Source organism: Chitinophaga pollutisoli (genome assembly GCF_038396755.1).
In the GTDB taxonomy this organism is placed as follows: domain Bacteria; phylum Bacteroidota; class Bacteroidia; order Chitinophagales; family Chitinophagaceae; genus Chitinophaga; species Chitinophaga pollutisoli.
Genome location: NZ_CP149822.1, coordinates 4404738 through 4427632, shown reverse-complemented (window position 1 = coordinate 4427632; position 22895 = coordinate 4404738). Strand labels below are relative to the sequence as shown.

Below are 22895 nucleotides of genomic sequence, written 5' to 3'. Positions count from 1 at the left end.
TATCATGCGGACGCTCCCCAAATGGTCGCGCACAAAATAATCCCAGGCGAACCCCGATGCCCCCGCTCCCCGGGAACGGGCCGCGCCCTGCCTTCTCCATGCAAAAAAAATTGAAGGGTATCATTCCGGTATACAAACCCCGACAAATAATCGACGCGCACAACGGCCGCCTTCCCTCCACTGTAGCTGATAACGGAATGCGACAGCTTATTGCCCGCCGCATCGTATTGGTATTGCACTTTACCTTTTCCATTTACAATTACTTCTTCCGGGAGATCCAGCACATTCCAACGGATGCTGTCGATACCTTTATTGCGGTCACGGGTCATGTTGCCGTTCAAATCATAAGCATAATCCGACAAAGACGCCCCCGGATCATCCGTAAAATCCCCCGCATCAGGCGCCTTAGTCTTCACGATATCAGCCACCCCCAGCAATTGATTGCCTGTTTTTCCGGCGGAAGGCCCCTCGTATTGATACCGGAGATCGTCCAGCAGCAAGGACAACTGCACGCCTCTCGCTCCCCAATGCCGCAGCCGCCTGATGTTACCGTTGAGATCGTATGCCTGTGCCGGATCGGCACCATTGCCCAGGATCATATCGAAGTTAGGGGGATTCGTACTGCCGGGTTGGCTGTACCTCGCCACCAGCAAACGGTCCAGCGGATCATACGTAAAGCCGTATGCCCGGCGCACCGGTTCGCAACTCCCCTTCCACTGCATGCCCGCGATGTTTCCATTGAACTGCCTCTGGGAAAACCCCTGGTCGTAGTGCAGGGTTTGCCCGAAATAATGCGGTGCCGCCGCAACCGGTTGCACGAAGTCCGCGTTGATTCCCGTGAGCCAGCCCCGCACATTGTACTGGTATTGCAAGCTTTCCAGCACGCTGCCGTTTGCACGTAGAAATGATTTACCGGATAATTCTCCCGAAGGACCATACTCCATTTTCGCTACAGTCCGCTGATGCACAGGATTATCATTTAACCGGAGGGAAACGGATAACGTTCGCCCGGCGTGGTCGTACTGATAATTGGTTTGCACGACCTGCAAAACTTTGCTGCGGGGATGCCCATGCAAATGGCGGCTGACAAGTTCCTTTCCTGAAAAATTATACAAACGTGTAATCGTTTCCGTGACACCATTATGCAACATGCCCGTTTCCTGGCAAAGGCGCATTTTCTGATCATACCGGAATGTGCGCAGCAACCAGCGGTTAGTCCCAAGCACCTTTACCCGCATGCCCGTCACTTTTCCGTTCGCCGATTCACTGGCGGGCTGCGGATCGCCGGATGCACCTCCCGCCACACGGACCTTTTCCATTTCCACCGGCAACAAGAAAGCCGCTCCCGGAAACCGATAGTGATCATAAAATGTTTGCGTAAGCGTATCCAAATTGCCGGGTGGCAGGATGGCATTTTTCCCCAGCCATTCCCGCAACGCGGGGCCAGACAAAGCCGTAGTCAATATACCGGTCAATACCGGCCGGTTGAGCGCATCGTACCCGGTCGCCATCCAACGGCCCGCGGCGCGGAGGTTTCCACCACGTTGCAACACGGGCCTGTCGCGGGCGTCGTATACATATTCCGTTTCCGGAATGCCGGGCAGCCGCGCGATGACCTTTCTGCCGCGGGCGTCGTATTCAAAACGAAAAGCCAGGTCCGCAGCGAGCACTGCTGTTAATTTCCAGCCATTTGCCGCCAGTACTTCCACCAGCTTTGGCGGGATAATATAACGTAACCGGCCCAATGGATCGAAGATGAAGTACGTACATGCGAATCCGTTATGCCCGTTTTCTGAAACTGCCGCCACCGGAGCTTTCCGCATTATGACTCTCCCTTCTTTATCCTTATAGGTAACTAGTTGCCGGTTGTTCTCATCCACCGAAATTTCCTTTTGCAAAGCACCGGTTCCATACATACCTGCAAATACAGGCAGGGCGCCTTCCTGCAAACCGGTTTTCCAGCAGGCGACATCATCCGGCTTCAAGTGCGCGGGAAACAGAAAAGATTGTCCCCGGCCGTTTCCCTGCCAGTTATTTCCCGGCGCGCAAATTTTCCTGACCCGCCCGTCCGGGGACAAATCCTTCGATTTGCTCCCGAAGAACACCTGTTCCTGCGGCTGCATCGTACTCCAGAAACGGTATTGATCCGCAAAAGCATGGTTCCGGAAACGCCCGTTGCCGCCTTCGAAAGTAAAGGGCAGGTATTCCCGTCCTTCCCCACCCCGCGTTTCAGGGATGGAGATACTGACGATGTCTCCGCGCCGCGGGCTCTTTCCTTTCTCCACTGTTTGTACCGCCCTTCCCAACCCATCGAAATATTTCGTCTCCCACAATTCCTTTCCTTGCTGCTGCAAGGCCTGCGCATCGCGCAAAGCGCATGTCGGCTGCCAGGTCCGGATATAATTCAACGGCACCCCGGCCGGATATGCCCCTGGCAACAACGGCGCCTGCAAACGCGGCGGTGGCGCGGCATCCGGGACTTGCCCGGTGGCATCAGCAACGGTTAAAAGTAACAGGGCGCAAATAGCCCGAAGCAGGTTTTTCATACACAAACAATGGCTGGCCAGGTAAACTGACCGCGGGTTAACAATGATTTCAGCGAATGTAAACGGGAAAAAGAAAACCTCCTAAAAAAGCATCTCGCTTTTTCGGAGGTTCGTGATTAAATCAGGTTATTTAAAAATACGTATACCTATCGGTTCCAGATTTCCCAGGAAGCCTCGGCCTGGAGGATCAGCATCTCGTACCCATTTTTTGCCACGGCTTTTTGCGCTGTTCCTTTCCGCATGAAAAGGGTTTCCGGCGGATTATATACCAGATCATAAAACAGGTGCTCCGGTCCGGCAGCTTCGTACGGCAACGGCGGAGCCGCATCTGCATTGGGATACATGCCCAGTGGCGTTGTGTTCACGATCAATGTATGAGATGCCATCATTTCGGGTGTAACGGACGCGTAAGTAAGCGGTCCGCTCCGGCTGATCTCCGAAAATGCGATATTAAAATCTTTCAACACGTATTTAACCGCTAAAGCCGCCCCCCGGTCCCGAGTACCAGCGCTTGCGTATGATGCGCCTTCAGCAAGGGTTTCAGCGATCTTCCAAATCCCAGTACATCCGTATTATGCCCGATCAGGCGCTTACCTTCGCGGCGGATGCAATTCACGGCGCCGATGGCCTTCGCGGCATCCGAAAGCTCATCGAGATACGGGATCACAGCCTGTTTATATGGGATGGTGACGTTCAGCCCTTCCAGCGCGGGATTTTCCTCCCACAATGCCGGGAATGCGGAAATATCGGGAATGGGAAAATTCTCGTAAGTGCAGCCGGGGATCTGTTCACGGGAAAACTTTTCCGTGAAGAATCCTTTCGAGAAGGAATGGCTGAGCGGAAAGCCGATAAGGCCGAATAATCGCACGATGCAGGGGGTTTCGTCAGATAAAAAAGGCCAGGGCGTTACGGTCCTGGCCTTCGGAAAAATAGGATGCTTATTCTTTGTCGAGGAACAGGTGGAAGGTATCTCCTCGAAGCCCGACACGCATGGCTTCCAGGGGAATCACCTCGTTCGGGGCCAGGTTGCCCAGGTTGGCGTTGCAGCCCACAAGCTCCAGGAAGTAGAGCTGCTGGTCTTTCTGCGGCGCTTCCCAGATGATTTTCTCAGCGGGGATCTGGGTCAGGATTTCCTGCACCAGGCCTTCGCGCACCTCGCCGCTGCCGCGGTAAATGCCCACATTGCCGCCTTCGCGCGCTTCCGCGATCACGTAGCTGGAACCGGCTTCCAGTTCGGCGCGCATCAGCTCGATCCATTTGTAGGGAGGAATGATGTGCTCTGCGTCCTTGCTGCCCACTTCGCTCAGTACGAGACCGTGTTTGGTCAGCTTCTCGATATAACCGCATTTCTCTGCATGCGGAATGGTGATCGATCCGTCGGACACTTCCATGTAGCTGATGCCGTAATCTTTGATGACACGAACATACTCGTCGAACTGGTTGCGGATCAGAAATGCCTCGAACAGGGTGCCACCGAAATAGATGGGTATATTGGCGGATTGATACAATTCAATCTTGGTGCGCAGGTTGGGCGTAACGAAAGAGGTTCCGAAGCCAAGTTTCACGATATCCACATGCGGGCCCGCGGCGGACAGGAAATTCTTCACTTCTTCTACGCTCAGGCCTTTGTCCATCACCATGGTCAGGCCATGGCTGCGCGGTTTGCTGGTTCTTTCCGGAATTTGCGAAAGATTAAAATTCATTTTTCACGGTTTATATTCTTCTGAATGGTCATCACCACTTTCATAAGTATCAGGAAATGTGTCTTTTACAATCCCCTATACAGAGCGGTGCCTGCTCTAAACTGGATTGGTCAGTTGGCTTTTAAATCGTAACAAAATAAAAAAACCGCGGCAAAAATAAGAAGTAATACCGATTGCGAGGCAAAAAATGACGAGGATCACCGTTTGCGCCTGTAGCGGCCGATCAGCTCCACGATAATGGGGTGCTGGAGGATGGAAGGATCCAGTTCGAGGAACCTTTTGACCTGGCGCGGGAAATGCTGCAGGGCGGTTTCGAGATGCAGGAGCCCGTCTTTCGTGCGCCCCATAGCGATGAGGATGGCGGCCCGGTAGTAGAGGAAAACGGGCTTGCGGCCCACTTTCGCCTCTGCATTGTCGAGCTGGTGCATGGCTTCGTCGGTATGCCCCGCCAGGTACAGCCCGCGGATGAACTCCTTCCACGCGGAAGTGTTCGAAGGCCGGAGGCGTACGGCGTTGAGGAACTGGACGAGCGCTTCCTTGTCCATCCCCAGCTGCAGGTAACATTGGCCCAGGGTGATATTGTATTCGGCGCTTTGCTTGTTGATGCGGAGGGCGGATTGGAGGGCGCGCACGGCGTTCTCCCAATTTTCCTCCGTCATGTAGCATTTGGCGATTTTGAGATACAGTTTATCGTCGCTTGGACTGAGATGCACGGCCTTGCGGTAGTAGTAACGCGCCTGGGTGTACTTGCGCATTTTTTCGTAGCAGTGGCCGATAGCTTCGTAGATGACGTCTTCCGGTTTGGCGATCTCAAGGTGTTTCTGGAGCACTTCGATGGCGTCGTTGTATTTACGGAGACGGATATATGCGTCGCCCATGTTGCGGTAGGCGTAATCGAATTTTTCATCGATCACGACGGCGTACTGGTAGGCGTCGATAGACTTTTCGTAGAGTTTGAGCCCCTGGTAAGCGGTGCCCAGGTTGAACCAGGCAAGCTGGTTGTAGGGGTGCTCGTTGATGATGTTGGTGTGCAGGCGGATGCTTTCTTCATTACGGCCCGTAAACTCGGTCCAGAAGCAGATTTTATGGAGCGCTTCTTCGTTGTTGGGATCGTATTCGAGGAGCATCTTGAGGCAGTCGAATACTTTTTCGAATTCCTCCCAGTCGTCGTACACGTCGGCCAGTTCGAGGAGGAGATCGGTACGGTCTTCCCCTTCGAAGTGTTGTATCTGTTCTTCCAGCAGGGCGGCGGCTTTCTCGTGTTGGTTCATGGCGAGATAGACGTCGGTCTTGAGGATGTACAGGTTGATATCGTTGGAATCGAGAAGGGCGGCTTTTTCGAGGAGCTGGAGCGCTTCGCGGTACTTTTTGGTTTCGATCAGGAGTGCTGATTTTTTCAGGAGCAGTGCGGAGGAGAAGGGGAACTGCTCGATGGCGATTTCAACAGCCTGCATGGCGTTGTTGAGCTCGTCGTGCTCATCGTAATAGTCAATGATCTGCTCAAAGGAATCTTCGTCCAGAAAGGCGTGGGAGCGCCCTTCCTTAAGATTTTCAAATTGCTGAAGCAAGTCCCTCAAATCTTCAAAATCCTCGTTAAACTCATTAAATGATGGGAAGTCGTGATTCATTAATGTAAATATATGTGATTTTACCATCCCGCCAAAACAGGCCTCCGGCTACCACTCGTGTATTTTTTAACATTTTATTAAGGTTTCTGCTTATCTTGCATTAGGATTACCTTATGATAGATAAATAATTCGTATATTTGCAGTACAATGAAGACGATCAAAATCATAATGCGCACAGTTTCAATGTCTTGCCTTTTGGTGAGCGCGTTGTTCCTTGTTGGCATCCGGGTGAACGCCCATGATCTTGGCGTAGCGGAACCGGAATACTTCGACGACAACAACGACAAAACGAAGAAGACTGAAACCTCGCATCGCTTTGCGATGCCCAAGACGAGCCTTAGCCTCGACGCCAGCTCCCGCGCGAGCGGCTTTCTGAAGCAAACCTTCAACCTGAGCTCTGACAATGCCGTGAATGTGAAGTCTACCATGACCATCAGGAAAGGTAACGTTACCTATATCCTTCCCTTCCCTGTTAAAGTAGCGCCGCAGGCGGCACCACTGCCCGAAATGCAGTACCATCACCTGCAGGTCAAGTTACCTTTCAGAAAGGGATAAGGTTTTTTTGAAAGAGATTTTATGGAAAGGCTGCCACAAGGCGGCCTTTTTCATTTCCCCTCTTCCCCGGCCACCCCTCCTGCCCGCACCCCGCACCGTACCTGACCATTTCTATTCCTGTCCAGGCCTGATACCGCACACCCCTCGCTGTATCCCCCAACGTCCGGGATCACTTTCCTCATACTTCCCGTCAACTCCCCCGGTAATGAAAGGCTTCATCCCGGCTACCACAGGTTTTCCATATATATGTCCTGCCTTTGTCCTGCCTATACCATGGGTTTGCCCTGCCTGTATCCTGCCCTTTAGAGAGGGCAGGATACAGGCAGGATTAAGGCATTGCAAAGACCAGGTAAAGGCATGGTATATTTGCCTTAGCGTAATTTTCACCCGGGAATACACTCCCTGCAAGCGAAGTATTCAACCACGGAAGCTCCTGGCTTATCCGCCCAATATCCGGGAATCTTCCCCGGCTAAGGAAGCTTATTCCTGGCGGAGCACCCATATTTTCATCCGGATAAACGGGCATGCAACCCTGGGAAAGCGCGCCTTCCCCGCATTGCCGCATAAAAAAGCCGCGGATCGCTCCGCGGCTTGTATTTGCCAATAAGTTTTTGTTATCCCCTGATTTTCTTCAGTTCTTCCGCTGTAATCTCCCGGTAACCCTTCGGCACATCGAAAACTGACGCCGGAACGGGACTGAGGTCTACCTGGGTAGCGATTGCCCGCATTTTAGCGCCTGATTTCATGGGGATCTCGTATTCGAGGGGTATCCCCTTCAGATTCTGGAACCGGCGGTTGTAATAGGGATTTTCGGGCACGATATCGGTCGTGTAGAAAACCTCGAATGTGGCGCCGTCGGCCATCGTCCCGATGGATTTGCGGCATTTATAGCCCGCGATCTCCCGGGTTTCGGACTGGTCGTCGAAGCGGATGGAGGCAAACTTCTTCACATCCGCTTCGTACGCTTTCTTATCCGTGCGGATCAGGTACTTGTCGCCGTGGTTATCCATCAGCGTGATCATGTCTTCTTTCTGGGAATTGACGAGGTAGATATAGTTTACCACGTTGAAGTTCATATCCACCCTGCTGAGATCGCCCCGGATATACTGCGTCATGGAGCTTCCTGCGAACATGGCCTCCATCTGGAGCTGTTCGGGCGGCATTTCCACCTTGTATGAAATCCTGGCGTCCGAAATAGTCCGCTGCGCCGAAACCGGCAAGGATGCGGCCAGGATAAGGACCGGCACCAGCAGGCGGAGAGGTGACATTTTTCGCATATAGTCTGATTGTTGATAGGGTAAATGAAAAATCTGTGCCAAACGGCTGTTTCAAGTTACCATTCAGGTTTCTGTTTGTCAAGAAAAGCGGCGATCCCTTTCTGGCAATCGGGATGGCGCCGGGTTTCGGCATTGGTGCGGGCCGCTGCTTCGAGCCCGTCTTCCAGGGATACGTCGAATACGTTGGCTATCAATTGCTTGGTAACCGTCAGCGAGTTTGAAGACGCCTCCGCGCAAAGGCCCTCCGCTACCGCCTGCACGTGCCCTGCCATCTGGCCTGCCGGCACCACAGCTGTAATCATCCCGTATCGTTCCGCCGTGGCGGCATCCACGAGCTTACCCGTCAGCATCAGCTCCCGCGCCCTACCCTCCCCGATCTTGCGGACGAGGAACACGCTCACCAGCGCCGGCACAAACCCGATCCTCACTTCCGTATACCCAAACCGCGCTTCCGGGACGGCATAGCTAAGATCCGCCACCGTGGCTAATCCGCAACCACCCGCCAGGGCGTCTCCCTCTATCCGGGCGATCACCACCTTCTTCAATTCATATATTTCCCGGAACAGCTGCATCAGCTCCCGGGAGTCGGCATAGTTATCTTCAAAATGAAATTCCTGCAACTGCCGGAGATAATCCAGGTCGGCCCCGGCACAAAAGGCTTTCCCGTTGGCGGCCAGCACTACTACTTTCACCGCCTCGTCGGCCTCCGCCTGTGCGAACGCTTCCCGCAATTCGCGCACCACGGCCCCGCTGAGCGCGTTCCGCTTCTCCGGGCGGTTCAGCGTTATAGTGGCGATCCTACCCGCCACCGTATAGGTGATACCAGACATGAACCAAATGTACAAGAATTATTTTTAACGTTTTAAACCCATGTGTAACTATATGAAAAACAAAGCGCCCCAACTGTAGAACAGCCGGGGCGCAATGATTTTTATCGTCAAACCGCTTAGTGCGATACTTCGGTGATCGGATGGCCGACGTTGCCGTTCGGCATCTGGATCCGGAGCATGGCCGCCACGGTGGGCGCAATGTCGGTCATGTGCGTGGTACGGTTGGTTTTACCCGGCTTCACGCCCCAGCCCATCCATACGAGGGGAATGTGCGCGTCGTAAGGGTTCCACTGGCCGTGGGTGGTACCGGTTTTGCCGCCGTCGAAATAACCCGGTTGCAGCAGCACCATGATATCGCCGGAGCGCAGTACGTTGTAACCGTTGGTGACCATGGGTTTCTGCGGCTCGGGGAGCGCGGTGGAGCCCAGTGCGTGGTGATCGATCATATTGGCTACGCCATTGAATTTCAATCCTTCGCGGAGGATATAGGCCTTCGCTTCTTCGAGCTTGCCCGCTGCGCGCAGTCCGTCGTTATCGAGCCAGAACTGGTAGTTATACGAAGCAATAATTGCTTTCTTGAAGCCGAACTCCTTTTCGATACCGGCGTTCAGGGATTTCATCATAGCACCGTCGTCGAACAAACCGGCGTGCATGTGGTTCTCCTGCATGAAGCCGGGAACGTGCGCTACGCCGTGATCAGCGGTGATGAAGAAGAGCCATTGGCCTTTACCTACTTTCTGGTCGAGGTATTTGAAGAAATCGCCCAGGTCTTTATCGAGGCGCAGGTAGGCGTCTTCCGTTTCCACGGAGTTGGGGCCGTGCTGGTGGCCGATATAGTCGGTGGATGAGAGGCTCACGGCGAGGAAGTCGGTCACGGGGCCTTTTCCGAGCTGGTGGCCTTCCATGGCGGCTTTGGCGAACTCAAGGGTGTAAGTGTTGCCGAAGGGTGTGGAGGAGAGGATGCCGAATGCGTTGCCTGCGGAGCCTGCCAGTTCGTGGGGGAAGGAAGTGTTATCCTGGCCTTTGAACCTGCCTTCGTAGGGCTTTTCGTCTGCCGTGCTCTGAATGTACGTATCTACGGGGTAGAGCGTGTTCCAGGGTTTGGAGATGTATTCGCGGGGGAGCTGGCGGCGGTTGAAGGCGTTGGCCCAGGCCGGCAGTTCGTTCATGTAGAAGTTGGAGGTCATCATGTTCCCGGTAACGCCGTCGTACCAGTACGCCGCGGTGGCGGTGTGGCCTGCGGGGAGGATGGCGCCGCGGTCTTTGATGGCGATACCCACCGTTTTGCTGCGGAAGTTGGTAGCCAGGCGCAGTTCGTCGGTGATGGTGGTGGTACGCATGTTTTTGGGGCTCATGGCGCCGGCGGCGGCGCTGCCGCCAACGGCCACGGCATTGGTATCTTCGGTGCAGTACACGGAGCGTTTCACTTCGCGGCCGTACCAGTTATTGCCGATTATGCCATGGATGGCGGGAACGGAGCCGGTGTAGGCGCAGGTGTGGCCGCAGGCGGTGATGGTCGGCGTATAGGGGATCAGCGTGTTTTCGCAGGAGAACCCTTCGCTGATGAGGCGCCGGAAGCCGTCGTTCGTATAGCGGTCGTAATAGCGGTAGAGGAAATCCCATCTCATTTGATCCACTACCATCCCCACCACGAGTTTCGGGCGGGCAACATGATTTTCTGCTTTTTTCCCGTAGTTGGGCGGAAAGCCTTTGGTGGGCGACGTGGCCTTTTGACCAAAAGCAACCGGGGCCGACATCAACAGGAATACGGCTAGCATTTTAATACGGCTCATATAACGCTTATAATTAGTTCCTTTTTACGATGGTCCGTTCTGACGTGGAAAAAATAGGGTGTAAAAGTAACCTAAGTTTACAAAAAATAATATTTTAATACCTTTGTGGTCAAATTTTAATTTCATTTTAATCATCACATGGACATATTCGAGAAACTGCTGAAGCATATGGGTCCGATCGGGGAGCACTCCGAGCGCGCCCATGGATACTTTGCTTTCCCCAAGCTGGAAGGCGAGATCGGCCCCCGTATGAAATTCCGGGGCAAGGACAAGATCGTTTGGAGCCTCAACAACTACCTGGGCCTGGCCAACCACCCGGAGGTGAGGGCAACGGACGCCAAAGCTGCGGCGGATTTCGGTCTGGCCTCCCCTATGGGCGCCCGCATGATGAGCGGTAACACCAATTACCACGAGCAGCTGGAAAAAGAGCTGAGCGAGTACATGGGCAAGGAAGACACGACCCTCCTCAACTACGGCTACCAGGGCATCATGAGCGCCATCGACGCGATCTGCAACCGCCGGGATGTGATCGTATACGACGCGGAGTGCCACGCTTCCATCATCGACGGCCTGCGCCTGCACCAGGGGCACCGCTATGTGTTCAAGCACAATGATATCGAAGACCTCGAAAAACAACTCCGCCGCGCCACGGAATACATCAAAAACAGCGGCGGCGGCATCCTGGTGGTAACGGAAGGCGTGTTCGGCATGGCCGGCGACCAGGGCAAGCTGAAAGAAATCGCAGCGCTGAAAGATAGTTTCGAATTCCGGTTGATGGTAGACGACGCCCACGGCTTCGGTACCATGGGCAAAACCGGCGCCGGCACCGGCGAAGAGCAGGGCGTACAGGACAAAATCGACCTGCTGTTCAACACTTTCGCGAAATCCGGTGCATCCATCGGGGCGTTCATGAGCGGCGACAAAGCCATCATCAACTACCTCCGCTACAACATGCGCTCCCAGATCTTCGCCAAATCCATCCCCCTGCCCCTCGTTATCGGGCACCTGAAGCGCGTACAGCTTATGCGCACGCACCCCGAGATGAAGGCGAAACTCTGGAGCAATGTGAACAAACTGCAACAAGGCCTGCGCGACCGTGGTTTCAACATCGGCAAAACCGATTCCCCCGTTACGCCGATCTACCTGCAGGGCGACATTCCGGAGGCTACGGCCATGTGCCTCGACCTCCGCGAGAACTACAATATTTTCTGCTCTATCGTGGTATACCCCGTTATCCCGAAAGGACAGATCATCTACCGCCTGATCCCCACCGCGGCGCACTCCGACGAAGATATTGAGCTCACGCTCAAAGCCTTCACGGAAACCAAAGCCAAGCTCGACGCGAAGGCTTACGCCGTAGCGGAAATTCCGGTAGTATAAATTTTTATTTAGTCTGAAAGGCGCTCCCGCAAGGAGCGCTTTTTTTATGCCCGGAAGCCAGGCGGGGCTTTGCCCTGCGGCCGAAGGGAGTGACACAACGGCGGCCGGGCTTTGTTCCGGCGATGGTTAACAATTCCTTACCGATTGGGCAAAAAAAGGGGGCTGATGGTTAGTCAGCCCCATGCAAACAAATCGTTCTTTCACTAGGTGTAATACATGATCTTCCAAGAATCGATCGTTCAGTAGGACATGGTAATAAAAAAATCTTTAGGCTGCCAGCAGGGACTGTGAACGCCCTGGCTTAAAAATATAATCAAGTTAGTTTATGCAAAGAGTTGAGAACCTTTCGGTTGCCTTGTGCCGGGCATGGTTTATTGAACATTCACAAGCTTTCCAAAAATAGCATTCCTACCGGTACCTGACTATTACACAAACGTTGTATTTCGTTAAGAAGCTGTTAAAACGAATATTTTGGACAATAAAGTGGTGAAAACCCCGCTCCTGCTGTTTTTCCGGATTGGAGCATTGTTTTTCCCGATCTCGTAAACAGCGGGGGGAGCAACGGCAGTACCTTCGCGCAGCATTTTTCCTTAACTATTTTTGCATGAGAACAGTGATTATTGCCGCCGCCTTGCTTGCCGGCGCCAACGGCGCCCAGGCGCAACAAGGTGTGATCCGCGGCACAGTCCGCAACGAGCAGGGCCAACCCGTTCCTTTCGTCAATGTGAGCATTCCCGCCCTGAAAAAAGGGACCATCGCTTCCGCCAGCGGCACTTTCCTCCTTGCCGCGCCCCAGGGCGAACATACCATCCGCATTTCGGGCGTGGGCCAGAAAAGCCTGGAACAAGGCGCCCGCTTCCGTACAGACACCACCATTACCGATATTACCCTGCAATCCAACAGCGATTTGAATGAAGTCGTGGTTTCCGCCAGCCGCCGCAGGGAAACGCTCGACGAAGTACCTTCGTCTATCACCATCGTGGGGCCCCGCGAGCTGGAGACACAGAAAAGCATTAATAATAACCTGGGTGATATCATGGCCATGGCCGTCCCCGGCCTGGGCTTCAGCACCAACCAAACCAGCAATACCGGCCAAACCCTCCGCGGGCGCAACCTCCTCGTGATGGTCGACGGCATCCCGCAATCCACGCCCCTCCGGGCCGGCGGGCGCGATATCCGCTCCATCGACCCCTCCGCCATCGAGCGCATTGAAGTCATTAAAGGCGCCACGGCGATCTACGGCAACGGAGCCGACGGTGGCCTGATCAACTATATCACCAAGAAAGGCCAGCCCGGCAAGCCCCTCAGCGGCCAAACCACTATCGGCGGCAATACCCAGCTGAAAAGCGCGCAGCATACCGCGGGCTTCAAAGTGGGGCAGCTGCTGTCCGGCTCCAAAGGGAAGTTCGACTTCGTGGTTTCCGGCCAGTACGAGCAAACCGGGGTGTATAAAGACGCCACGGGCCAGGTACTTTCCCCGGAGTACGGTCTGGGTGAAACCCAGCTCTGGAACGGTTTCGGAAAGATCGGGTTCAGCATAGACCCTAAAAACAGGCTGGAGCTGACGTACAACTTCTTCCAGAGCACGCAAAAGAGTGATTACATCCTCAAAAAAGGCATTTACGGCGATTCCGCGTCCATCGGCATTCCCGGTACGCGCCCCGGTTCCCCGGAAGGCACGCCTTTCAACCACAACGCCAGCCTGCACTGGAGCAGCCAGGGCATCGTGGGCGGAACGGACCTCGACGTGAACGTATACATGCAGCGCTTCCGGACGATCTACAGTTTCGTGGATTCCTGGCCGGGCGGCGGGCAATCGCAGATCAACAGCAAGAAGCAAGGCGTGCGGGTGAATTTCAATACGCCCATCCGCGCCGGGAAAAACATAGACATCGAAGCCATGTACGGTCTCGATTTCATGAACGATATCACGAACCAGGACCTGGTAGACGGCCGCACCTGGGCGCCTGAAATGGACATGAAGAACTATGCGCCCTACGCCCAGCTGAAAACGACGCTCTTCCGCCACTGGGTGCTGAAAGCCGGGGCACGGTATGAAAATATCAACATCGGCGTTCCCGATTATACCACCATCATCAGCAAAAACAACACCACCGGCGAATACAATGTGGGCGGCGTGGCCGTGAAAGGCGGCGGCCTCAGCTACAACGCGTTCGTATATAATGCAGGGCTGCGATATAACGAGTGGTCCTTCCTCAAGCCCTTCCTGAGCTATTCGCAGAGCTTCTCCATCGCCGACCTGGGCCGCACGCTCCGTTCCGCGAAAGAGAACACGCTTTCCCTCATCAATTCCAAAGCAGTGATCGCGCATAACTACGAAGCAGGCGCCAGCAGCACCCTAGGCCCGGTGAACCTCGAAGCCAGCTACTACATCAGCACCTCCAAACTGGGATCTTCCTACGTGCTGACCGACGGCCGTTTCGAGATCGCGCGGAACCCGGAGAAAGTGTACGGTTTTGAATTCGCGGCAGACGCAAGGCTGCTGAATAACCTCCAGGCCGGCGCTTCCTACTCTTTCGTGGAAGGCAAAATCGATAAAGACAACAACGGCAAATATAAAGACGCGGCAGACGCCTGGATGGGCGGCGACCGCATCGCGCCGCAGAAGATCACCGCCTACGTGCAATACGAGCCCATCGCGCCGTTGAGCCTCCGCGTGCAGATGCTCCAGGCTTTAAAGCGCGACCGCTTCGAACCCGGCGCCAACGGGAAGTACGTGTACCCGCAAGGACCGGTGAACAGCTTCGCGCTCTTCAGCCTGTTCTCCAGCTTCCGGTTCGACGGCCACAGCAGCATTACGCTCGGGGTGGAGAACCTGTTCAACAAAGATTACTATACCGTATTTTCGCAATGGGATGCCCGTGACGAGAACTATGTGAAAGGCAACGGCGCGCGCCTCAACCTCCAGTACACTTATAAGTTTTAATGGCATTATCGCAACAGATATTCCGGCTGCACCGGATTTCAGGCTTAATAGCAGGGGTTTTTCTCCTGCTATTAAGCTTTACGGGTAGTATGCTCGTTTTCAGCGACGAGATCGATTACGCGCTCAATAAAAAACATTTCCATGTGCAGCCGCAGGGAGAACGGCAATCGCTCACCGCGCTATACCAGGCCGGACTCCAATCGCTGCCGGGCAGGCCTTACCTGGCCTTTTCCCGCATCCCGAAAGCGCCGGAAGACGTACTCGTGATGCGCGCGGAATATGACGCGGAAAACAAGATTTACCTCTACATCAATCCCTACACCGCGGAAGTAGTCCATATCCGCGGGAACAAGGAATACTTCACCGGCGCCTTGCTTTTCCTGCATTTCACCCTCCTGAGCGGGCGCAACGGTTCCATCGTGATCCTCGTTGTAGCTTTCGTGATGCTCATCGCTATCGCCACGGGACGCTACGTGTACCGGAAACATGTGTGGAAAGTGCTGCTTTTCCGCGATAAGATCGAATGGAAAGTGCGGCGCCGCCGATGGCGGAACCTGCATCGCATCGTGGGGGTTTGGTCGATGGTTTTCAACGTGCTGCTGATCATTACCGGCATTCTCATTCAATGGTCGGTGGTGGGGGCTCGCGTGGGTAAGAAAGCGCCTTCCGTCGCTTTGGAACAACCTATCGATTTCGACGCCCTGGCTACAAAGGCCCGTGCCGCCATCCCGGGGTTCGACCTCACCATGATACGGCCGCCGCGTACGGCGGGATTGCCCGTGGTGTTCCTGGGCAATGCCGGCGAACCGAAGCTGTTCGGGGAATTATCTACGACCATTTCCCTTTTGCCGGAAAGCGGGGAAGTCGTGAAGAAGAACATTTTCAGTGAAGCTTCGCTGTCCGCCAAATGGAACGCCGCCGTGAAACCCCTTCACTTCGGGAACTACGGCGGCATTCCGCTAAAAATACTCTACAGTTTGCTCGGGTTGGCACCAGGTGCGCTCGCGGTTTCGGGGGTACTGATCTGGTATCGCCGCAGATGGATGTCTCCCGCGAGAAAAAAGTCAGCGTCCGTCTAAGGCGCGCTCCACGGCCAGGGGATCCTGCATATTCACTCCGGAAGATTTCAATTTATCGCTCATCACGCCGCTCGCTACCACGTAACGGAAGTTATAGAAAGGCATGAGCGTGGTTTCGAGCCCGTCGGGGACCTGCTTCCCGGTGGTATTGGCGGTCCAGTAATAATGGATCGTCAACGTTCCCTGGCGGTATTCATAGGCGAAATTATGCACCACGTCGGAGGGATTGGCCGCCTGGAAGGAGAGCGGCAGCGGCATCCAATTATGCACGCCTTTCGGGATCATATACACCAGCACCAGGCCGTTATCGATAACATCTTTGGTGATTTCGGGGGCTTCCATGGTGATGTATTTGCTGAAATGCAGTTTCACCTGGTTGTTACCGTAATCGAGGGCGTAGTGGCCCGGGTATTTCCAGGTAGACGCCATGGTGGTGAATTTCTTTGCCGTGATATTGGCGTTGCCGTCTGCACCGTCTTTTCCCGCAGGACCTGCAGGGCCTTCTTTTCTACAGGCGCCGAGGGAGACCAGGAGTATTGTCGCCAGCAGTGCAATCTTACTATTTTTCATAACTGTTGAAGGGTTTATGGGGTGATTTTCTGGACGCAAGCTAGGAAGGGGGAACGGCTGTAACGCGGGGGAATTAACGGATGGGGGAATTGGGTTTATGGATCAGTGGGCTGGTTGAAAATTGATTTAATGACGCAATAATAAAGGTGCACTTGTCAGTGCACCTTCCGACTATTGATAATTTAAGGTTTGGAGAATGTTACTTTCTTGAGATACTCTTTCGCATCTTCAAGTTTTTGAGGAAATAGCACCCGGTCTTTTAGTTTGCTGGAAACTAAAGATAGTAGCCCTTTCTCCGGGACCCGAACCATTTTTTCTGTGGCATTGTTGTCTTCTTTAGATTTCATCTGCAATATGTTTATTTTTCTGACAAAAAACGGAATCGTATTCACTTCCCGGTTTATAATGTTCTAATGTGATCGTATTATCTACTCTTTGCAAACCGCCGTAAAAGGTATACATCTTACTTAGTTCGTCAAAATTCTTGTTGACGTATCCTCTATAGGCGTTAACAATAAACAATGATGTCCGTTTTCTTCAAGCAAACCAATTGATCGAACTTAAAAATATTAATCCATTCCACTATAAATCAATAATATACCAGCATTACTCCAGACAAAGTTCCGGTTCAACAAAAAGGGCCGGCCACCGGCCAGCCCTTCGTATACAATGGCTTGATGAATTACAGGTGGCTTTCCAGCGCGGTATCGTATTTCACTTTCCAGTCGGCGGTATTGCCCCAGTTTTCGCCGTCAACGATCATGCTGTTTCCTTTTACGGTGCCGAGCAGTTCGAAGCGAACGGAAGTGGCGGAAGCGTCTACGAGGCCGTGGAGCAGCGACTCGAATTTTTCTTTATCGGCCGGGTTCACGGTCACCACCACGCGGGACTGCGCTTCGCCGAAGAGGAAGGCGTCTTTGCGGAAGTCTTTGTTGGTGTTGATTTCGAATCCGGATTTACCTGCCATGGCGCTTTCCAGGAGGGTGATGAACAGGCCGCCTTCGCTCACGTCGTGGGCGGACTGAACCAGGCCTGCGGCGTTGAGTTTGGTGATGGCTTGCTGGAGGCGGTGCTCTTCTTCCAGTTTGAAGTGCGGGGCGGGGCTGAATTCCACGCCCACGAGCTTATGGAGGTATTCGGAGCTGCTGATATCGTTATAGCTGCGGCCTACGAGGTAGATGAGGTCGCCGTTATTTTTGAAATCGAGGGTGATGCGCTGGTCCATGGTGTCGAGCACACCGAGCATGCCGATGGTGGGCGTGGGGTACACGGGTCCGTCGGGGCTCTGGTTGTAGAAGCTCACGTTACCGCCGGTTACGGGGGTATTGAACTTGCGGCAGGCTTCGCCCATGCCCTGGATGGCGTGTACGAACTGGTAGTATACTTCCGGATCGTAGGGGTTGCCGAAGTTGAGGCAGTTGGTGATGGCTACGGGTTCGCCGCCGGAGCAAACGATGTTACGGGCTGCTTCCGCCACTGCGATCTGGCCGCCGGTGTGGGGGTCAGCATATACGTAGCGGGAGTTACAGTCAGTGGTAACGGCGAGCGCCTTTTTAGAACCTTTCACTACCACGATGGATGCATCGGAAGGTGCGTTGGTGCTGGCGTTGGCGGTGCCTACCATGCTGTCGTACTGCGTGTATACCCAGCGTTTGGAAGCGATGTTGGGGAGTTGGGCGATTTTCTCGGCTACTTTCCGGGCATCGGCCACGTCCGGAATGTTCTGGATATCGAATTGTTTTACTTTCTCGAAGTATTTAGGCTCAACGTAAGCGCGGTGGTACTGGGGCGCTCCGCCGCCGAGCACGAGGCTTTCAGCGGGCACTTCGGCCTCCAGTTCACCGTTCATATAGAAGCGGAGCACGGGGTCTTTGGTGACTTCGCCGATCTGTACGCAGTGGAGGTCCCATTTCTCGAAAATATCGAGTACTTCTTTCTCGCGGCCTTTATGTACCACGATGAGCATGCGTTCCTGGCTTTCGGAAAGGAGCATTTCCCAGCCTTTCATGTTCGATTGGCGGGTGGGCACCTTGTCGAGGTGGATGATCATGCCGTGTTCGCCTTTGGCGGACATTTCGGCGGTGGAGCAGGTGATACCTGCGGCGCCCATGTCCTGCATGCCGACGAGGGCATTGGTTTTCACCACTTCGAGGCAGGCTTCGAGGAGTTTCTTTTCCTGGAAGGGGTCGCCTACCTGTACGGCGGGGAGATCTTTGGCGGATTCTTCGGTGATATCTGCGGAGGCGAAGGAAGCGCCGCCGATGCCGTCTTTACCGGTGGCGGAGCCCACGATGAACACGGGGTTGCCTTCTCCGTAGGAGGTGGCGGATACCATGGTGCCTACTTTCAGTACGCCCACGCTCATCGCGTTTACGAGGGGGTTGGTACCGTAGCAGTCTTCAAAATATACTTCACCGCCTACGGTGGGTACGCCGAAGCAGTTGCCGTAATGGCCGATGCCGTGTACCACGCCTTTGAGCAGGTGCTGGTTCTTTTTATCGTTGATATTGCCGAAGCGCAGGGAGTTGAGGGCCGCGATGGGGCGGGCGCCCATGGTGAAAATATCGCGGTGGATGCCTCCTACCCCGGTGGCAGCGCCCTGGAAGGGTTCGAGGGCGGAGGGGTGGTTATGCGATTCGATTTTAAAAACGCAGGCCCAGCCGTCGCCGATGTCTACCAAACCGGCATTTTCCTCACCAGCTTTCACGAGCAGCCTGCCGCCTTCCCGGGGTAAGCTTTTCAGCCATACGATGGAGTTCTTATAGCTGCAGTGCTCGCTCCACATAACCGAGTACATGCTCAGTTCGGTGAAGTTGGGTGTACGGCCCAGGATGGTTTTTATGCGTTCAAATTCGTCAGCTGTCAGTCCTAACTGTTCGGCGGTTTCAACTGTGGTCGTTTGCATGAATTGAGAAGGTTTATAAAAGAAGATGCAAAACTACATAGTTTTCTATCAATAGACAAGAATGGCCTTGAAACGCCTTTATACAAATTATTAATTTTTTAATATATCAGTTTTAAGGGTTTCGACCTTGGAATATTTGGCCGAATTTCAAAAATAGAAGGTTTTTTCCGGGCAAATGCAATTTTTTGGTAACAATTATAGGTTTTGCTTGCATTTTAAACCAAACTGGCGTTTTTTTGTATAAAATTTTTCACATCATGCAATCGTTACGCTTTCAAGCGCTGGAAAATCTGACCGGCGTTGACTTCAAAGTAAAGCCAGAACTGAACGGCAAGATCACCGACGTTTTCGGCAGCAACGTGTTCACCGGCAAAGCCATGCGGGAACACCTCAGCGACGAGGCTTATAAAAGCCTGATGAACTCCATCAAAGGCGGCAATAAGATCGAGCGCAAAATGGCCGAACAGATCGCTTCCGGCCTGAAATCCTGGGCAATGAAGAAAGGCGTAACCCACTACACGCACTGGTTCCAGCCCCTCACCGGCACTACCGCCGAAAAACATGACTCCTTCTTTACCATTAAAGGCGACGGTTCTTCCATCGAAACTTTCGACGGCGACGCCCTCGTTCAACAGGAGCCTGATGCATCCAGCTTCCCGAACGGCGGCATCCGCGCCACCTTCGAAGCCCGCGGCTACACCGCCTGGGATCCTTCCTCCCCCGCTTTCATCATCGAGCAGGGCACCGGCAGAACCCTCTGCATTCCCACCATCTTCGTTGCCTACACCGGCGAATCCCTGGATTACAAGGCGCCCCTCCTGAAGGCCCTCTCGTCCCTGGACAAAGCCGCCGTTGACGTGTGCAACTACTTCGACAAAAACGTTACCAAAGTTACCGCCACCCTCGGCTGGGAACAGGAATATTTCATGATCGACGAAGGTCTGGCCAACGCCCGCCCCGACCTGCTGCTCACCGGCCGCACCGTAGTTGGCCACGCGCCCGCTAAAGGCCAGCAGCTGGAAGATCACTACTTCGGCGCCATCCCCGAGCGTGTTTACGCTTACATGCGCGATTTCGAAGAAGAATCCTACAAACTGGGTATTCCCCTGAGAACCCGTCACAACGAAGTGGCGCCCGCTCAGTTCGAGTGCGCTCCCATCTACGAAGAAGTGAACATCGCAGTTGACCACAACTCCCTGCTGATGGACGTGATGAGCAAAGTGGCCAAACGCCATAAACTGAAAGTGCTCCTCCACGAAAAACCCTTCGCAGGCATCAACGGTTCCGGCAAACACAACAACTGGTCACTCGCTACCGATACCGGTGTAAACCTGCTGGCTCCCGGCAAAACGCCGAAAACCAACCTGATGTTCCTTACCTTCTTCGTGAACACCATCAAAGCGGTACACGATTACGCTGACCTGATGCGCGCTTCCATTGCTACCCCCAGCAACGACTTCCGTCTGGGTGCCAACGAAGCTCCCCCGCCATCATCTCCGTTTTCACCGGCAAGTACCTCTACGAAGTACTGCAGGAAGTGAAATCCCGCGTGAATAACAAGTTCGACGAACAAGACGAGGCTATCCTGAAACTTGACCTCCACCGTCATATTCCGGAGCTGATGCTCGACAACACCGACCGTAACCGTACTTCTCCGTTTGCGTTCACCGGTAACAAATTCGAGTTCCGCGCCGTAGGTTCTTCCGCAAACTGCGCTTCCGCGATGACCGTAATGAACACTATCATGGCTAAAACCCTGGTGGAATTCAAAAAAGAAGTGGACAGCCTGATCGAAAAAGGCGAGAAGAAAGAAATCGCCATCATGCAAACCCTCCGCAAATACATCGTTGATTCCGAGAAGATCCTCTTCGAAGGCGACGGTTATAGCGAAGACTGGGCGAAAGAAGCGGAAAAACGCGGCCTCCCCAACGTAAAAACCACCCCGAAAGCACTGGATGCCTTCATTTCCCCGAAAGCAACCAAACTGTTCACCGAAATGGGTGTTTACAATGAGAAAGAACTGCACGCCCGTCACGAAATCCTCCTCGAAGATTACGTGAAGAAAGTACAGATCGAAGCCCGCGTGATCGGCGACCTGGCTACCAACCACATCCTGCCCGCAGCTGTGAAGTACCAGAACGACCTCCTGACCAACATCAAAGGACTGAAAGATGCAGGTTTCGGCGACGACGCTTCCAAAGCGCAACGCCAGATCGCAACCAAGATATCTGAACACATCAATGTCATCAGCGAAAACGTGCAGGCCATGATCGAAGCACGCAAAGTAGCCAACAAGCTCGAAGACAGCCGTCAGAAAGCCATCGACTACTGCGAGAAGATCAAAGAACCGTTCTTCGACACCATCCGTTACCACTCCGACAAACTGGAGTTCCTGGTGGATGACAAAATTTGGGGCCTTCCCAAATACAGAGAACTGCTTTTCTTGCGATAAAAACCGTAAGATTGTTTTGGTGTATGATGGCCCCCGGTATTCACCGGGGGTTTATCTTTTTTAGGCCTTTCCGCCCCCCCTGCCTCCCCATTAACAAACTTTTATGACCCCTCCTTTAAACTTCCCTCCCCCATGCCGGTCTATGATGTATAAAAAATGATCGCCATGATGAAACAATTTGTATGGATGGTGCTGCTTTCCGGAACGGTTTCCCTGGCCAACGCCCAGGAAAAACCCGCACCTAACGCAGACCTCAAGCTGTCTGAACAGCAAACGACGAAGGTTCGCGATATCAATAAAACATATATCGACGGACTGAAAGAATTACGGAAAAACGAAGCCCTCAGCAAGGAAGACCGCAAGGCTAAACACGACGCCCTCGCAGCTTCCCGCAAAGACCAGCTCAAATCCGTACTCGATAAAGACCAATACGCCAAATGGGAAGAAAATCAAAAACGCTTCGCAGAACGGAAAAACCGCTACCACGGCAAGCATGGTAAAAAAGGCGAGTTCGCCAAAGGAGGAAAAGACGGCATGCATGAACGCCGCAAAGGCCACCACGTCCGTAGCGAAGCTGCCGTGAAAGCACTGGGCCTTACCGAAAAACAAAGCGCAGACTTAAAAGCCATCAACAAGGAATACATGACCAAAGCGATGGCCCTCAAAGACGCCGATAAAGCCGAACGCCGGGAGAAATTCAAATCCCTCCACACCGAACGCGACGCAAAAGTAAAACTGGCCCTGGGCGATGAGAAATTCTCCCAGTACAACGAATGGCGCCAGAAAGAAAGAATGCAGCACAAACGTGGCGACCGCAAAGACGGCATGCATAAGAAAAAACCCGCTGTACCCGTTAGAGAGAAAAATAAAGATATCTCCGTCAACATGGTTCAAGGACGGAAGATTTTCATCAGACATACAATGAGATAACGTTTTAAGGTTTAATGCAAGGGGCCGTCCGGAAGGATGGCCCTTTTTTTATGCATTCGTACCATCATCCCCATGATTCATCCCATTTCGCAGGCGCGCGTGATGTCGGTTGGTACATTTGCTTATCGATTTACCAATCGAAAAAATATTAAAACGGCGGGGTTGTTTTGCCCGGGCCGGGATGTAAGCTGCGTGGACTTACGCGCGCAGCCCATAACCTTCGTAAAATATCAGAGAGCGGGCTGCTTTTGCGGCCTGCTATTTTAGTTTGAATGGACAAAACGACAAGGGCCCCCGATT

Annotated in this window: 18 protein-coding genes; 7 read left to right on the top strand and 11 right to left on the bottom strand. The window is 53.6% G+C overall.

The features are described 5' to 3' along the window. Positions 1-2: 2 nt before the first annotated feature. The 5 genes from WJU16_RS18740 to WJU16_RS18720 all read right to left on the bottom strand — a co-directional run bounded on the left by WJU16_RS18740 (position 3) and on the right by WJU16_RS18720 (position 5877). Positions 3-2546, bottom strand: coding sequence for a DUF6443 domain-containing protein (locus tag WJU16_RS18740; protein ID WP_341834961.1), 2544 nt, complete (start codon positions 2544-2546; stop codon positions 3-5). 146 nt (positions 2547-2692) lie between these two features. Beyond that, positions 2693-3013: a hypothetical protein gene (locus WJU16_RS18735; protein WP_341834960.1), complete on the bottom strand. Its 321-nt coding sequence runs from the start codon at positions 3011-3013 to the stop codon at positions 2693-2695. 11 nt (positions 3014-3024) lie between these two features. Continuing rightward, positions 3025-3414 carry a hypothetical protein gene (locus WJU16_RS18730; protein WP_341834959.1) on the bottom strand — a complete coding sequence of 130 codons (390 nt, stop codon included), beginning with the start codon at positions 3412-3414 and terminating at the stop codon, positions 3025-3027. Positions 3415-3484: 70 nt separating this feature from the next. Beyond that, positions 3485-4249 carry a phosphosulfolactate synthase gene (locus WJU16_RS18725; protein ID WP_298716302.1) on the bottom strand — a complete coding sequence of 255 codons (765 nt, stop codon included), beginning with the start codon at positions 4247-4249 and terminating at the stop codon, positions 3485-3487. 197 nt (positions 4250-4446) lie between these two features. Next, on the bottom strand, positions 4447-5877 hold the full coding sequence (locus tag WJU16_RS18720) for a tetratricopeptide repeat protein (protein ID WP_341834958.1): 1431 nt from the start codon (positions 5875-5877) through the stop codon (positions 4447-4449). A 183-nt stretch (positions 5878-6060) separates the two neighbouring features. On the opposite strand from WJU16_RS18720, the gene WJU16_RS18715 reads away from it, so the two are divergent. Continuing rightward, entirely contained in the window at positions 6061-6432 is a 372-nt protein-coding gene (locus tag WJU16_RS18715) for a hypothetical protein (protein WP_341834957.1), read from the top strand. Between the two features lie 614 nt (positions 6433-7046). On the opposite strand, the gene WJU16_RS18710 is transcribed toward WJU16_RS18715, so the two are convergent. The 3 genes from WJU16_RS18710 to pafA all read right to left on the bottom strand — a co-directional run bounded on the left by WJU16_RS18710 (position 7047) and on the right by pafA (position 10332). Continuing rightward, positions 7047-7709, bottom strand: coding sequence for a hypothetical protein (locus WJU16_RS18710; protein WP_341834956.1), 663 nt, complete (start codon positions 7707-7709; stop codon positions 7047-7049). Between the two features lie 56 nt (positions 7710-7765). Further along, positions 7766-8539, bottom strand: a complete 774-nt coding sequence (locus tag WJU16_RS18705; RefSeq protein ID WP_341834955.1) for an enoyl-CoA hydratase-related protein — start codon at positions 8537-8539, stop codon at positions 7766-7768. A gap of 116 nt (positions 8540-8655) precedes the next feature. Continuing rightward, a complete protein-coding gene (pafA, locus tag WJU16_RS18700) occupies positions 8656-10332 on the bottom strand; it encodes an alkaline phosphatase PafA (RefSeq protein WP_341834954.1) in 1677 nt (558 codons plus the stop codon). Between the two features lie 138 nt (positions 10333-10470). On the opposite strand from pafA, the gene WJU16_RS18695 reads away from it, so the two are divergent. From WJU16_RS18695 to WJU16_RS18685, 3 genes are all read left to right on the top strand, one after another. Then, positions 10471-11712: a pyridoxal phosphate-dependent aminotransferase family protein gene (locus tag WJU16_RS18695; protein ID WP_341834953.1), complete on the top strand. Its 1242-nt coding sequence runs from the start codon at positions 10471-10473 to the stop codon at positions 11710-11712. A gap of 604 nt (positions 11713-12316) precedes the next feature. Next, positions 12317-14659 (top strand): TonB-dependent receptor, encoded by a 2343-nt coding sequence (locus WJU16_RS18690; RefSeq protein WP_341834952.1) that lies wholly within the window; start codon positions 12317-12319, stop codon positions 14657-14659. Then, positions 14659-15738: a PepSY-associated TM helix domain-containing protein gene (locus tag WJU16_RS18685; protein ID WP_341834951.1), complete on the top strand. Its 1080-nt coding sequence runs from the start codon at positions 14659-14661 to the stop codon at positions 15736-15738. The genes WJU16_RS18690 and WJU16_RS18685 overlap by 1 nt, the downstream gene beginning before the upstream one ends. Here the strand turns inward: WJU16_RS18685 and WJU16_RS18680 are convergent. The 3 genes from WJU16_RS18680 to purL form a co-directional block, all read right to left on the bottom strand. Further along, positions 15724-16308, bottom strand: a complete 585-nt coding sequence (locus tag WJU16_RS18680) for a hypothetical protein (protein ID WP_341834950.1) — start codon at positions 16306-16308, stop codon at positions 15724-15726. The two genes, WJU16_RS18685 and WJU16_RS18680, sit on opposite strands and share 15 nt — an antisense overlap. 182 nt (positions 16309-16490) lie before the next feature. Further along, positions 16491-16655, bottom strand: a complete 165-nt coding sequence (locus tag WJU16_RS18675) for a hypothetical protein (RefSeq protein WP_341834949.1) — start codon at positions 16653-16655, stop codon at positions 16491-16493. A gap of 335 nt (positions 16656-16990) precedes the next feature. After that, a complete protein-coding gene (gene purL, locus WJU16_RS18670) occupies positions 16991-19213 on the bottom strand; it encodes a phosphoribosylformylglycinamidine synthase subunit PurL (RefSeq protein ID WP_341834948.1) in 2223 nt (740 codons plus the stop codon). A 257-nt stretch (positions 19214-19470) separates the two neighbouring features. Between purL and WJU16_RS18665 the strand changes: the two genes are divergently transcribed. From WJU16_RS18665 to WJU16_RS18655, 3 genes are all read left to right on the top strand, one after another. Further along, the gene (locus WJU16_RS18665; protein WP_341834947.1) at positions 19471-20754 is read left to right on the top strand and encodes a glutamine synthetase III; all 1284 of its coding nucleotides are present in this window, start codon (positions 19471-19473) and stop codon (positions 20752-20754) included. Between the two features lie 8 nt (positions 20755-20762). Next, positions 20763-21665 carry a hypothetical protein gene (locus WJU16_RS18660; protein WP_341834946.1) on the top strand — a complete coding sequence of 301 codons (903 nt, stop codon included), beginning with the start codon at positions 20763-20765 and terminating at the stop codon, positions 21663-21665. Positions 21666-21830: 165 nt separating this feature from the next. Beyond that, positions 21831-22595, top strand: a complete 765-nt coding sequence (locus WJU16_RS18655) for a hypothetical protein (protein WP_341834945.1) — start codon at positions 21831-21833, stop codon at positions 22593-22595. Positions 22596-22895: the final 300 nt, after the last annotated feature.